General features: G+C 38.6%; 11 protein-coding genes. 4 read left to right on the top strand and 7 right to left on the bottom strand.

The annotated features are described in order from the left end of the window. Window positions 1–93 precede the first annotated feature (93 nt). Window positions 94–1,422 carry a UDP-glucose dehydrogenase family protein gene (locus FGG15_RS01330; protein ID WP_138832426.1) on the top strand — a complete coding sequence of 443 codons (1,329 nt, stop codon included), beginning with the start codon at window positions 94–96 and terminating at the stop codon, window positions 1,420–1,422. Between the two features lie 101 nt (window positions 1,423–1,523). Here the strand turns inward: FGG15_RS01330 and FGG15_RS01325 are convergent, their stop codons facing one another. Next, complete coding sequence (locus FGG15_RS01325; protein WP_138832424.1) at window positions 1,524–2,252, bottom strand: sulfotransferase domain-containing protein; 729 nt, start codon at window positions 2,250–2,252, stop codon at window positions 1,524–1,526. 355 nt (window positions 2,253–2,607) lie between these two features. Between FGG15_RS01325 and FGG15_RS01320 the strand changes: the two genes are divergently transcribed. Next, entirely contained in the window at window positions 2,608–3,516 is a 909-nt protein-coding gene (locus FGG15_RS01320; protein ID WP_138832422.1) for a sulfotransferase family protein, read from the top strand. A gap of 213 nt (window positions 3,517–3,729) precedes the next feature. On the opposite strand, the gene FGG15_RS01315 is transcribed toward FGG15_RS01320, so the two are convergent. Beyond that, a complete protein-coding gene (locus FGG15_RS01315; RefSeq protein WP_138832420.1) occupies window positions 3,730–4,737 on the bottom strand; it encodes a heparin lyase I family protein in 1,008 nt (335 codons plus the stop codon). Between the two features lie 533 nt (window positions 4,738–5,270). Between FGG15_RS01315 and FGG15_RS01310 the strand changes: the two genes are divergently transcribed. Both FGG15_RS01310 and FGG15_RS01305 read left to right on the top strand, forming a co-directional pair. Next, window positions 5,271–6,404: a glycosyltransferase family 4 protein gene (locus FGG15_RS01310; RefSeq protein WP_138832418.1), complete on the top strand. Its 1,134-nt coding sequence runs from the start codon at window positions 5,271–5,273 to the stop codon at window positions 6,402–6,404. Then, complete coding sequence (locus tag FGG15_RS01305) at window positions 6,391–7,650, top strand: hypothetical protein (RefSeq protein WP_138832416.1); 1,260 nt, start codon at window positions 6,391–6,393, stop codon at window positions 7,648–7,650. Before FGG15_RS01310 ends, FGG15_RS01305 begins: the two co-directional genes overlap by 14 nt. 61 nt (window positions 7,651–7,711) lie before the next feature. Here FGG15_RS01305 and FGG15_RS01300 read toward each other — a convergent pair whose 3' ends face one another. The 5 genes from FGG15_RS01300 to FGG15_RS01280 form a co-directional block, all read right to left on the bottom strand. Beyond that, window positions 7,712–8,668, bottom strand: a complete 957-nt coding sequence (locus FGG15_RS01300) for a sulfotransferase domain-containing protein (protein WP_138832414.1) — start codon at window positions 8,666–8,668, stop codon at window positions 7,712–7,714. 78 nt (window positions 8,669–8,746) lie between these two features. Then, window positions 8,747–10,204 carry a lipopolysaccharide biosynthesis protein gene (locus FGG15_RS01295; RefSeq protein ID WP_138832412.1) on the bottom strand — a complete coding sequence of 486 codons (1,458 nt, stop codon included), beginning with the start codon at window positions 10,202–10,204 and terminating at the stop codon, window positions 8,747–8,749. After that, window positions 10,201–11,058, bottom strand: coding sequence for a sulfotransferase (locus FGG15_RS01290; RefSeq protein ID WP_138832410.1), 858 nt, complete (start codon window positions 11,056–11,058; stop codon window positions 10,201–10,203). The genes FGG15_RS01295 and FGG15_RS01290 overlap by 4 nt, the downstream gene beginning before the upstream one ends. A gap of 30 nt (window positions 11,059–11,088) precedes the next feature. Continuing rightward, a complete protein-coding gene (locus FGG15_RS01285; protein ID WP_138832408.1) occupies window positions 11,089–12,213 on the bottom strand; it encodes a glycosyltransferase family 4 protein in 1,125 nt (374 codons plus the stop codon). Beyond that, window positions 12,213–13,394, bottom strand: a complete 1,182-nt coding sequence (locus tag FGG15_RS01280; protein ID WP_138832406.1) for an O-antigen ligase family protein — start codon at window positions 13,392–13,394, stop codon at window positions 12,213–12,215. Before FGG15_RS01280 ends, FGG15_RS01285 begins: the two co-directional genes overlap by 1 nt. Window positions 13,395–13,689: the final 295 nt, after the last annotated feature.

Raw genomic sequence — 13,689 nt, 5'->3', positions numbered from 1 at the left:
AAAATCGTCTAAAACAAATTTATTTCTCCTTAAATAATAATTTAATGGTTCTGTCATTATTATGACATTTACATTGTTTAAAAATAACATAAAATGAATCTTACAATAATTGGTACCGGATATGTAGGTCTTGTGAGTGGGACTTGTTTCGCTGAAATGGGTAACAGAGTTACCTGTATCGACGTGGACGAAAAGAAAATCACAAATCTTAAAAACGGAATCATCCCAATTTATGAGCCAGGTTTAGAGGCCATGGTCGAAAGAAATATTGCAAACAAAACACTACTCTTTAGCACCAAATTGGCAGAAAATCTTAATAAATGCGATATCGCATTTATCGCTGTGGGTACACCTATGGGCGAAGATGGCTCAGCCGATTTAAAATATGTGTTGCAAGTGGCCAAAGAGATTGGGCAGAATATGCAGCATTCATTAATTATTGTTGATAAATCAACTGTACCCGTAGGTACTGCAGACAAGGTCAGGGAAGCGGTTCAAACAGAACTGGATGCCCGAAATGTAGACATTGATTTTCATGTGGTTTCAAATCCTGAATTTTTAAAGGAGGGTGATGCCATCAATGATTTCATGAAACCCGATCGTGTAGTAGTAGGTTCCGATCATGAAGAATCCACAAGAAAGATGCGCAATTTGTACAGCCCATTTTTTAGAAGTAGCACGGATCGTTTGATTACCATGGATGTTCGCTCTGCAGAAATGACCAAATACGTTGCCAATGCCATGTTGGCTACTAAAATTTCGTTTATGAACGAAATTTCCAACATTTGTGAGCTCGTGGGTGCGGATGTAAACAAAGTTCGTATTGGAATTGGTTCGGATAGTAGAATTGGATATAGTTTTATCTATCCTGGAAGTGGATACGGGGGTTCCTGTTTTCCAAAAGATGTCAAGGCACTGAAAAAAACAGCCCAGGAACATGGGTATTCCGCTAGAATAATTGGTGCGGTTGAAGACGTTAACGATGATCAGAAGTTTGTTATAGCGAAAAAGGTGGTCAGTCGTTTTGGAGAAGATCTTAAAGGAAAAACCTTTGCCGTCTGGGGATTGGCCTTTAAGCCGCAAACAGATGATATGCGCGAAGCACCTGCAATCTATATTATCAAGGATTTGGTGGAAAGAGGGGCCAGTATCCAGGCCTATGACCCAAAAGCCATGCATGAAGCCCAGGAGTTTTATCTGAAAGACGTTCCAAATGTTTCCTATTGTAATTCCAAATATGAAACCTTGCAAGATGCAGATGCAATGATTCTGCTTACGGAATGGAAAGAGTTTAGATCTCCGGATTTTGAAGAACTCAAACAACAGCTCAACGAACCCATTATTTTTGATGGGCGAAATCAGTATGATGACCAAACGTTGGAAGAACTAGGCTTTGAGTATTTCCAAATTGGGAAAAAGTGACACTGTCCAAATAAGTGAATAAATCGAAAGTAAAAAAGGGTTGGGCTTTACAAAGTCCAACCCTTTTTTTATGGGTGCGTTATTGCTGCGCTTATAATCCGTTAGGACAGACTGCGTCTTAGTTCAAAAATGATGTAGTAACCTAGTTTGTCCAAAAGGTTGTTCTTTTTTTTGATTCTTTCTAAATCCTTTTCCATGGAAGGGGTTAGGTAATTCTTGTAATCCCCAATTTCACCTTTTCTAAAAAACCATTTGCGGGGAGAATTCTCCCTTACTTTCTTAATACTGTTGGTTTCAATGATGTCATCAATTTGCTTCTGGCTTAGAGGAACACCGAGAAATTCCGCAAACCGTTTCAATTCTCCAGGAGTATCCCTTTTTAAGGATTCAAAGGTTGAATGGTAGACATTGTTCTGGTATGATGCCCAATTCTTATTGTACTTTGCAAGCTGTATGGCCTTGTAACGTCCAACCAACCAATAATACGTCTTAAATGATGGTTTAAAAGAGCGTACATTAATGAAGTGATTATAATGGGAAACTATGGCATCCCGAATATCACGCTGAATCATAAATATTTTTACATCTTCCACATTGCTGGCAAGCAATTCTATGTGGTCTTTTTTATAAATATGGCCTTTTGCCAAATAATTGTTGGATTTAATCTCTGGGGATTCAACAATATCAGCCAAACGATTAACGCCAACAAAGCTATCATGCTTCTTGCTTTGAAAATTTTCAGGTAGCGGCTGGAAATCCATCAAGCCTTTTAACAAATTTCGCTGCCAGGTAGAACCTGACTTGAACGCACCATTTGCAATTACTATCATATCTATGTATTAATCCCGTTTAGTTCAAAAATTTCTCAAAATTTGAGACGCCAATTTATTGAATTTAAAACTCATAACGTCAATACCCGAAAAGTATTTGTTGAAGGGGCAATAAATTCAGATGTTCTCAACATTTTGTAAAAATGTGGGGCAAAATCTGTATAAATAAATAATGAAATGGGAACCAAAAAGAACGGGAAAACTTTTTTTATTTGCCAGCTTTATAGGCTTCCAAATAAGAGAAATTGTAAGCCAATTTCAGTTTCCCGAGTATTTAATCCTTTAAACGTGTTTGCATATCATCCAACTATTTTTTCAGTAGTTTTGAATCGGAAAAACCAATTTTAATTTCTTAATGAAATACATATACATTACAGGCCGAGGACGCAGTGGTAGTACGGTGATTGATGCCATGCTTGGAAATTCCAAATCAATTGAGAGCGTTGGTGAATTGGTTTCCGGACTGGGAAGGTTCAATGCTATGTGTAGCTGCGGAAAGGGAATGAATGATTGCGGTTATTGGACCAGCGTTCGACATAATTACGAGTCAAAAACCGCGCAGAGTTGGGATAAGTTTGCCAAAGACACAGTGAAATCAGGACATGTCAAGGAATTTATGGACACCTTATTTGGCAATTCCAATTTTAATAGGGGATTGGTGAAAGATACAGAGCAATTCACCCAAGGATTGCTGGAGGTAGCTGGAAAAAAAGCCATACTTGATTCATCAAAAAATCCGAACAGGGCCTTATGGTTGGCCAAATTTTATGATGATTCCAAAATCATACACTTGGTCAAACACCCGGATGGAGTTGCTGCAAGTAAATATAAGTTTATAGGAAGGGGTAAAGGTTATAAGTTTCTTCGAAGAACCTATCTGAATCCAAAACTGGCCCCTTTGTACATGACAGTGGAAGCCATATCCTGGATGGTAGGTAATGCCATGATAGGACTAATTAAATTAGTAAGGCCTAAAAAAGTGATATTGGTTAAATATGAAGATTTTGGTGCAAAACCAGAGGCTATTTTTGAAAAGCTCTCCAAGTTTTTGGAAATAGATCTTAGTGAGGTTCGTGATGCCGTTATCAATGGACACCCTTTAACTTTTGGGCACACCATAGGGGGTAACGGAGTAAGAAATAGCGAGACCTTTGTTTTCAGCACCAAAAAAGGAAAGAAACGCCCGATGCCTACTTTTTACAAAGTTCTTATCCGCATTTTCTGTTGGCCTCTTATGTTGATTTATGGCTACAGGTTTATATGACCAAATCTCAGCATACTTAAGTTCATTTGACCTGAGCATTTCTGATCAATTTACTTAAAGGTCATGGAAGTTTAGTTTAAACGTTTCTCCGCCACATAACGGATACTTATACGTTAATCCTTATTCCCAAAGGTTGTATGAAATCTTGCTCTTAAACCGCCGTGTAATTGGGTTCAAGAATTAGCAAAATTAGTACGTGTCAGTCAATTGAGATTAATTGTTAGGGCTAAGGCCTCCGGGACTAACATTTTCATAGGTCCCTGCTCCTTTCCAGACCTTATATTCATCAAAGTAAACATCTCCTTGAGGATTATTTTGCGAAGACCAATAAACCCCAATAGTGTGCTTGATCTCCCCAGTATAGGGAATTCCACTAACGTTGGCATATTTGTAAGTTGTGGTACCCGTTTCATCAACAATCTTATCCCCGTTTACCCAAATTTCCAAAAATCCATCAGCAGGATCCAGCTCCCAATGGATTACAATGTCAATCCATTCGTCAAGATTATAGTTGAAGTGTGTACTTTCGGTACCCGTACTTGCCCCACTGTCTTGAACCACATTGACTTTTGATTCATCCGTTGAAGTGGCGAAAAACATTTTTCCATTGGAACCTTGTCGTAGGGTAACAGGATTGATACCTCCGTGGTCGGGAGCACCTTCCGGCCTCATGTTTCTAAATTGGGCATAAACCCTGGAGCTTTGGGCAGCTTGCTTTACTTTCATGGAAAAACCTATCCAATGTTCGCCCCAATCGGACAATCTATTCCTATGGATCTCATTTCTTGTAACGTGGTTGTTGTAATCGCCTAAATGAACAGCCTTGGAACCTGCTCTAGAATCTGAGGTGGTATGTGGTTCTCCTCTACTTGCCTCATATTCCCAGGTATTGTCACCTGAACCACTTAGATTCCATTGATCTGATTCAAAATCTGAATACCAAATTAAAGAGCCCTGTCCCTTGGATTGGTCATCAGTATTGTCTTCTTCTGTATCTGTATTATCTTCCTCTGAAGTATTATCTTCTTCGGAAGTATCCTCTTCACCGGTGGACGCTTCTTCCTCTTCTTCATTGTTCCTTTCCTCTATCTCCTTGTTCGTTTCTGTTTCCTCTTGGATAACATCATAGAACAAATCCGAGTCTTTGGCACAAGAAAAATTAAATAATAGAATGTAAATTAGTAAAGAAAACACTTTGAGTGGGGTATTAGTGTTCAGCATGGCAATATAATTAGGTTAAGTAAATGTCGAGTAATTCGATTCAGGGTTTATAAATAGATTACTGCTAAATTTTTTCGACGAAATGCCCATTAATTTGGTTAAAGTGCAATATTGGGTTTCAATTCGTTTTCAAATTACGGTAAATTACATCGGTTTGGATGTTCATCGATTTTATATTCGATGAACTACATATTTATTTAACATTTCATAAAGATTTGGATCGTTGAAATTCAGGCTGTTCCGAAATTAAACTAGCTTTCTCTAAGTGGTTTAAAACTGGGGGTTACAGCAGAACAATGGTGCTATTGGACACTTGGATTCCCAATTTTCCTGCATGTTAAAACCAAGCAGCTTTATCCATATTGACCTAAGTCATTTCAACAACATTTTCTTCATCTAAACGTTCAGAATAAATCATAGACATAGTGGTGCCAGTAATCCGTAAACTAGTATTTTAGCAGCGCAATTATGTGAGGTTCAAATTGAAGCCGTAAACGCTTGAACATTAACTATAATTCAAAGATTATTTATCAATGAAGATTCTCCACCTCAATGCATATTATATAGATAACCATCTCTACTCCCAATTGTATACCATATTGGATGCTGATTTGGAACAACGGGTCTACATTCCCATTAAGACGGATAGAAAACCTGAAAATGTAGTGGACTTAAATCAAGGAGAGCTGATTTTTGAGAAGGTCATAAAACCCAACCATAAGTATAATTATTTCCGCAAAATCAAGGAGATTACCAACGCACTGATCCAAAAGCAAGCACATCAAGATATAGACTTTATACATGCCCACAATCTATTTACAGATGGTGTGGTTGCTTATAATCTAAAGAAGAAATTTGGTCTAAAATATATTGTGGCCGTCCGCACAACCGACATCGCCTTGCAATATAAGTATATGTATCACCGAAGATTCAGGGCAAAAAAGGTTCTTGAGGAAGCGGAACAAGTTATCTTTATTTCGCCCACCTATCGAGATAAACTGTTCCAGATGATGTCGGATACGTTTGTATCCAGGATTTCACCAAAAGTTAAGATCATGCCCAATGGAATCAACGATTTTTGGCTGGAAAATCTTCAAAATCCATCTGGGAAATCATTGGACAAAAGAGTCAATTTACTATACGTGGGACAGATCATGCAACGAAAAAATGTGCTCCCTTTGATTCAGGCCCTTCAAAAATTAAATGAAACCACGGATAAGGAGTTCCACCTGACCGTTGTTGGAGGAGAAAACCAATACGAAAAGGAATTTTACAACCGCTTTTTAAACGAGATCAAATCAAACGATTGGGTAGATTACAAAGGAAAAATCAAGGACAAGGAAAAACTTCTCCAAGCATATCGACATGCTGATATTTTTGCCATGCCCGCCAAAGGAGAATTGTTTGGTTTGGTATACATAGAGGCCTTATCCCAGGGAAAACCTGTTCTATATGCCTCGGGTGAAGGTATAGACGGTTTCTTGGAAGGAAGAGGCGTAGGTGTATCCGTAAATCCAGATAATCTGGAAGGAATCTGCGATGGAATATCACAGATAGTCGACAGTTATGAAACCTATAGGGATTTTACCAAGGTTGTAAAACCCTTTAATTGGAATAGCATAGCAAATCTTTATAAAACAATGTACCAGCGCAATGAACAAGATTGAAAAACTAGTTTACGATATCGTAAAAGGCAATCCAAAAATCAAGATTGCTATCCGAAACTTATACCAATCTTTTTTTGATATCCTACCTAATAAAAAAGACTACTCGATTAATGGGATAGATGCCAAGGAAGGCCATTTCTTTGGATTTCATGATGTATCCCCTTTTTCCCAAGATAGTTCGAAGGTCTTGGCCAATAAATTGACTATACCCTTACACATGCCAAAACGGGGCGACGTTCTAGAAATAGGGTATTTTCCTTTTGATGGTAAAATGGGGGATTTTGTTAAAGTTGGTGAAACCCTAGCATGGAATTACCACAAGGGAAGTCGCTTACAATGGTTGGGGAAGAACAGCCTCATTTATAATAATGCAAGTGGGGACAAGCTCATTTCCACTGTTTATGATATAAGTACTAACACGGAGAAATCCCTGTCCTTTCCTATGGATTCTGTTTCCGCTTGTGGGAACTATGCAGCTACTTTTAGCTATGGCAGATTGGAGCGATTGATGCCGGGTTATGGTTATTCCGTTTATGATGATGACAGTTTTAACGATACTAAAATACCGGGCAACACCGGATTGTTTCTTGGTGATGTCAATAAGGATACCAAGGAATTGCTCGTTAGTCTCAAGGAACTTACGAAAATAGGTACGCTTACCCCGGAGTATGAGGATTGTCACCATTTTGTAACCCACACCTTGTTCTCTCCGGATGGGAGGTATATCTCCTTCTTGCATCGCTGGACCGATGTATCATACACCAACAAAAGGCATTCAAGGTTGTTGACCATTGATTTGGAGACAAAACAATGTCATGTTGCGCCAACCAATGACATGGTCTCGCATTATGTATGGAACAATAAAAATCAAATTATCGCTTATTGCAGAACTGGAAACATTGATAGCCATGTACTATTTGAGGAGCCCACTTTGCAAAAACACAAAAGAGTGGCTTATCCTAGACTAAATTCAGATGGGCATCAAAGTTTTATAACCGATGATTCCTTTGTTACGGATACTTACCCTGATAAATACAGAATGGCCAATTTGTACAGTGTGGATTGCAACACCAATGAAGTGGTGCTTTTGGCCCGGTTAAACTCTTTTAAGCGATTCCAAAGCCAAAACTTTATGCACTGGTGCTGTGACCTGCACCCCAGAATGGATCCAAGCGGGGAGTATATCTGTTTTGATTCAGTGCATACTGGAAAAAGGGCCCTTTGCGTGATGAAAATCAGCAAATAACTACCTCACCTCCGAATACGCTTCTCCGTTTCAACCAATGGTTGTTGGGTTTGAGCCGGTGCTATTTTATCATGGTAGTACAGAACAATCTATCGTCCTGGTTTTCTGAAGGCTTACCATAAGATTCCAAGTACCATTTATTGAAGTAGCCACCATATTGGTTGGCTAGGTCCAAAATCATATCGTGATACATATCCTTGAGTAAAACCAAAACTGCTGGAGGGCAATCCAATTCTATGGATTTATTTACCACTTTTTTGGTTGCGGCTTCATCTGCATTCCAGGATTTGTTCAAACCTTCCTCAGCATCATTGCTGGTTGAAATAAACTGAATTACCTCCTCCAGTAATTGCTCTGGAGCTTCTACTATGGCATCAAAGAATCCAATCAACAGTTGTTCCTTCGGAAATATGCTGGTAAAATTTTCAATGGTACGGGCATAATCCGATCGTAGCACCTGTCCTTCACTTTTCATAAAGGCCAAGATTTCACTCTCCTCAAAATTATCAAGGGTAAAACCTTCAATTCGCTTTTTGGTATGTCTAAAATGAGACCAAGCCCTATCAATAGGGTTTCTAAGCATCAGGACCAACTTAGCATTGGGGGCCATGGCATACATTCTGGAAATATCCTCTTTGCTCAGCATGGAATAACTGGGGGTAATCTCGCCCTTAAGTCCTTTAAAAGGAGCAAATATGGACTTGTACCACTCATCACTGTAATCTGAAAAGAACCATTTGAATGAGAAGGCCACATGCTTCATTTTCCCTTTCACAAGTGAGGAGCCTATGGACCTGGCAGCCTTGTTCAAATAAGCCGTGCTCCCAATCCTATCCTTTATCTTGGTCTTTGAAAGGAAGTTGGGTGAGGGATATTTGGTGTCCCGGTCAAAATAGTGGAATTCCTTTACAGGGGGTATAGCAAAACCGGGGGTTTTGGATAGATTGTAATATAACCATGAGGTCCCTGCTTTTTGTGCGCCTATTCCCCAGAAGTTGATTGGATCCTGACTTTTCATAATTGAAGTAACATTTAAAATGTATAATCTTTTTAAGTAATCAAAATATGTTTGCCACGTTCAACACTATGAACGTTTTCAAATCTTTTTTATGGTGTTGTTGATCGCCTCTTTTAGATAATATCCAAACAGAGAGGGTCTAAATCTAACTATGCCAACAGATAGTACCAATAAGCCCACCACGAATACAATAAACATGGTTACGTCCGTCTTTCCCCATAAATTGAACAGTAATTTATATCCAACGATCAAAATTCCAAGATATAGTCCCAGTCTCAACCCGGCTATAAAGGGTTGAAAGAAGTATTCCCGAAATGTCCCCTTAAAAACATTTTTCACAAGAACGATCATCATTAAATAATTTATAAAATGGCTGATCACAATTCCTACGGCGGCTCCATTGATTCCGAAAAAATAACCTAAGGTCCCAGAAAGAAGGATAATAATTACCGTAAAAATATACTTCCGGGTCACATTCTTGTAAATAAGTCCTTTGGACCGAATGACCGCATCGGTCATTTTTCCAGAATTGCTAAAAGTAAGGACCAGTAACATAATTTGTAACGGTAGCACCGCCTCTGCCCAATTGGACCCCATTAGAATCTGTACAATTTCAGCAGAAAAAAACACCAACAATACTGTGGTAGGAATCATCAGTGAATTGCTTAATCCCAGGCCAAACTTGTAAATTTTAACCAGCTTTTCATTTTCATCCTGGATTTCCGACATGACCGGAAACATTACCTTATTAATAATATTGGCAAGAAATTGACTTGGAAGATTCTTTACCCTTGCGGTCCTTTCATAAATACCCAGAATATCTTGCGTGAAAATCTTACCAAAAACCAGGTTCAATCCCTTGTTCGACAAAAAGTTACTAAAGGACAATAACATCATACCGGAGCCAAAGCCAAACAATTCACGGGCTTCCCTATAATGGATTTTGAAACTGACTTTTATGGGTGCAAAGTAAAATAACACTATCGTACTGATGAAAGAAGCGAGAAGTGTTGCAATGATAAGTGACCAAACACCATACCCATTAAATGCCAAATAGACTCCAAGTCCGTAACCAATGATATTGGAGGTGATGTTGACCAGGGATACATGTTTGAAATCGAAATTTTTTAATAATAAGTTACCTGAAATATTACTCAGGGAAAGTAATATTAGGTTTAAAGAAGCTACCTTGATCAGTTCATCCAATCGGGCATCATTATATACCGTAGAAATGAATGGAGCCGTAAAATAGAAAAGGGCATAAAGGACAAACCCTATTAGGAGACTGGTTTGAAGCGCTCCATTTATGTGCTTGTTATTTACATTTTGCCGCTGAATCAAAGCTGAGCCCATACCTCCTTGAATAAAAATGTTGCCTATTCCTATAATTCCATTAACCACCGCCATTAAACCATAATCCGTTTTTAACAGAAGCCTGGTCATTATAGCGATATACGCTAACTGTAAAATGTTCAAGGAAATAACGGACAATGACTGCCATTTACCCGCCTTTTTAATTTTTTTGGTAAGGCTCATCCTAATTTATTAAGTATATACCCTAGCCCATTAAAAAGAGGATGCTTTTTGGCAACACTATGCCATCGGTCATCGTATTGTATTTTGGTCCTCTTAAAACGGTTGGGAGTACCGGCAATGGTATGATCATCATTAAGTTCCATGTATTCAGGGACCTCGTATCTATCAAATCCGAAGAAATTCGACATATCATCCAAGGTCTGCTGGGGATTTTTAAAAAACTCCTCATATTTTAAATGAAAGACATCTTCTTTCTTTACATTCTTCAGCATGGATCTACATGTTAACCTGTGCAGGTAGTTGGATGCAAGCAACTTAAGAAGGCTCATGTCTTTTTTATTGTATTTTTTTCTCCACTTATCCCTTGAAATGGACACAGCGCGTAAATCCCTTTTCAAATAGATAAACTTAAAATCAAATGGGGAATTTTGATAAAGGGAAGTCCCGTAAAAGGCCTCTTTGGAGGAATCCACCAGCACATCACAGTTGGTAATTTCAAATACAGCTTTGTACACCTGATTCATCAAAGACCGAGCCTCTTCGTTTATTTTCTTTTGATTTGCCCCTTCCTTTCCTTTTGGAGAATCAATCTGGGTATTTTTTATTTGCATGGGATCCGAAACACCAAGCTTTTGGTATACTTTTTTCCAAAATTCACAGATTTCCATACTGGAACCACAGGAACAATTCCAATCCCAAGTCCCGCCAGGGCCTGTCTTCTGGATATGGCCTCCCAAAAGATAGGATTCCCCAATGGACACCATTTGCGAAGATTTTGAAAGGATATTCTCAATGAGCGTGGATCCCGATCGTTGGTTGGATAATATATAGATGATGGTCTGTTTTTCTTTCATAAACTTTGCTTGGTCAAAAGACCACTTATCCTATGCTTCTATACTACCCTTTATAAAATTCAGTATACTACTTGCTCTCTCCCCTATCTCAAAATTCTTGGAATACTCCAAAGCGTTCTTAGACATTTCAACTCTTCGTTGTTCATTGGACAGAATGGTATCTATCCCTTTTTCCAAGGCTTCTACATCCAAAGGATCTACCAAAATGGAAAAAGAGGAGGTACATTGATCTCGTACTTCTGGAATATCGGAAGATACAACTGGTAATCCGCAGGCGAGGGCTTCAGCAATGGCATTGCATGATCCCTCTTTTTGTGTTGGCAGCACGAAGAGATCGGAGGCAGAAAGCAACTCAGGTATTTGATAAGATGGTACACTACCTTTAAAGACAACGGAATCCCCTTCCGGTTCTTGAGGACCACTGCCCATAAAAAGTGCGCCAACATTATTCAAATTTTTAACCGCTTCCAATACACGTAACGGTCCCTTATGGTACATAAACCTGCCTACAAAGGCAACCAATTTCAAATCAGGGGGCAGGTTGTATTTCTGCCGCATTTCTTTCTTGTTCCTTTTATAAAATTTTGTTAGGTCCACGGCATTGGGTTTCATATAAATACGATCAGGAGAAATCCCAAAACCAACCAATTGATCTTTTAATTTATTTGAAACAGCTACATATCCATGAATTCCATGACTGCTCTTTTTGAAGTAATCCTTCGGATACCATTTAGTAAAACCTAGGAGATTACTTTCACCTATAGCGCAGAACACCGGTTTATTGTATTTTTTGAGTGCGTTTACGGCAATTATCCCATTCATCATAAAATGTGCGTAAACAAAATCAAACTCCAAACTGTGCTTTCTCACTGTCCTCTGAACCGCTCTTACCTGACCCCAATTGGTAATCATATAAGTATATAAGGGACCTATTTTTCTTGCGGATGCCGAGATAAATGTAGGGCGGTAAACCGTACAATTCTCCTCTCCATAAGTTTCAACCTTTTTGGTACTGGAAGCCAAGATGTTTTTAGGGGAAATTACAGTAACCTCATGTCCCAATTTGCAAAATTGCTGAATTAGGTTGTAGACAAACACACCTCTTGTTGGATACTCTAACGATGGATAATTATTAGATACTACCAATATTTTCATTAAGCCAGCTTTTTTTGTTTAACCCTGGAGATTACATGGGCTGTGGAGCCCATCAACACCGCAAAAAAGAACCAGAACAGTGTTTTTCCTATGCTACCACCTTGTTTGGACATATTAAACACAACGATAACGAACATAACCAGGTTCAAAGAATCTCCATACCTTTTGTAGTGCAGAAACAATAATTTAACCAAACGGGCCAAAAAAGTAACAAACAAGATTATTCCAGGGAGTCCACTGGCTATATAAACATAGAGTAAAATGTTATGCGGATTCATAAAAACACCTGAATGCTCATACATTCGCGGTTTTACACCTTCAAAACCTGCACCAATAAAAATATTGTCCTTTATAACCTCAATGGCAGCTGCCCAAAGTACATTTCTTCCAATATCCCCCCTTTCCACTGTGGCGGCAAAACGTTCTGCCATAACCGGATTTGTTTCCAGCAAATAGGTAATCAGCATGGCGGATGCAAGCACTCCAAAAATAATCAGCGCCATCTTATTTAGAATATCCGTCTTTCTATATAGGAGCAGTACCGTGAGCCCCAAAAACATGGAAACAAAGGCTCCCCTTGATCCGGACATTGCTATTATGCTTATAAAGGGCATACAAATGATTATGATAACAACAGCCCTTTTAATAGTGAACTTGTTGATTAACCTTGAAATGGTAATTAAGAAGGCCAAAGCAGATTTGGCCCCAATAATATTCGGATTCTCCCCAAATAGCAACAGCCTACCATTTTCATAGGTAACGCCTTTGCCTGCTGTTATCAGCAAAAATGCCAAAAGCACACTGGCCAAATAGCAATTTAAAACCAGGGGCAGCATTTTTGGCTTGGAGTATATATGGGAGGCAATAAATGTCATCAGCACTATTAAAAGAAGTGCTCTATAATGGTATGCAAATTTCAATTCGTGAACATACTCCGAGTGTATGGCAGAACATATAAACCCCACCACAATAAAGAGCAGTAAGGGTATCACAATTTTTTTAAAGGGGGTAAATTGAAAATTCCTGGCTATCAACGGAACCCAGGTTCCCAAATACATGATGGTTGCAAAATAGGTGACCGAGTAGCCTACCAAATTAAATGGATCCCAGTTCTCAAAAGTAACGGAAAACACCAGAAGGTATAGACAATAGTCATTTATCCTATTTAATAAGCTTATCATTTAGACACTTTGAAATCTGAGGGCAAATTAAATTAAAAAAAGAGTGGAAGCACCAACTTACTAGTCAAAATACTAGTTTTATCGAATAATTGAATCCAATGTTCCAAATACCACAGCGGAATTCATCCAACAAATAAAAAATCAAGGAAATTTTTAAGATAGTTCTTTGTGCGAATTAAATTTTGAATCTAGGTAATTGGCCGCACAGATTATCCTGAAAATCCTATTTTTGCGCTTTCTTCCAAGTCTTACAGATATTTGCCGGCCAGCAACCAATTAATATCTTGCTTGCCTT

Origin of the sequence: Flagellimonas algicola (genome assembly GCF_005937185.1) — a bacterium.
Lineage (GTDB): Bacteria > Bacteroidota > Bacteroidia > Flavobacteriales > Flavobacteriaceae > Flagellimonas > Flagellimonas algicola.
Note: the sequence above shows the minus strand (reverse complement) of the source record. Positions and strands in the feature narration are given on the sequence as shown.

Excerpts from the sequence above, each read along its gene's own strand:
- FGG15_RS01300 (WP_138832414.1), bottom strand. The coding sequence starts at position 8,668 with ATGAAAAGTCAGGATCCAATCAACTTCTGGGGAATAGGCGCACAAAAA.
- FGG15_RS01305 (WP_138832416.1), top strand. The coding sequence starts at position 6,391 with ATGAACAAGATTGAAAAACTAGTTTACGATATCGTAAAAGGCAATCCA.
- FGG15_RS01315 (WP_138832420.1), bottom strand. The coding sequence starts at position 4,737 with ATGCTGAACACTAATACCCCACTCAAAGTGTTTTCTTTACTAATTTAC.
- FGG15_RS01310 (WP_138832418.1), top strand. The coding sequence starts at position 5,271 with ATGAAGATTCTCCACCTCAATGCATATTATATAGATAACCATCTCTAC.
- FGG15_RS01295 (WP_138832412.1), bottom strand. The coding sequence starts at position 10,204 with ATGAGCCTTACCAAAAAAATTAAAAAGGCGGGTAAATGGCAGTCATTG.
- FGG15_RS01320 (WP_138832422.1), top strand. The coding sequence starts at position 2,608 with ATGAAATACATATACATTACAGGCCGAGGACGCAGTGGTAGTACGGTG.
- FGG15_RS01280 (WP_138832406.1), bottom strand. The coding sequence starts at position 13,394 with ATGATAAGCTTATTAAATAGGATAAATGACTATTGTCTATACCTTCTG.
- FGG15_RS01325 (WP_138832424.1), bottom strand. The coding sequence starts at position 2,252 with ATGATAGTAATTGCAAATGGTGCGTTCAAGTCAGGTTCTACCTGGCAG.
- FGG15_RS01285 (WP_138832408.1), bottom strand. The coding sequence starts at position 12,213 with ATGAAAATATTGGTAGTATCTAATAATTATCCATCGTTAGAGTATCCA.
- FGG15_RS01330 (WP_138832426.1), top strand. The coding sequence starts at position 94 with ATGAATCTTACAATAATTGGTACCGGATATGTAGGTCTTGTGAGTGGG.
- FGG15_RS01290 (WP_138832410.1), bottom strand. The coding sequence starts at position 11,058 with ATGAAAGAAAAACAGACCATCATCTATATATTATCCAACCAACGATCG.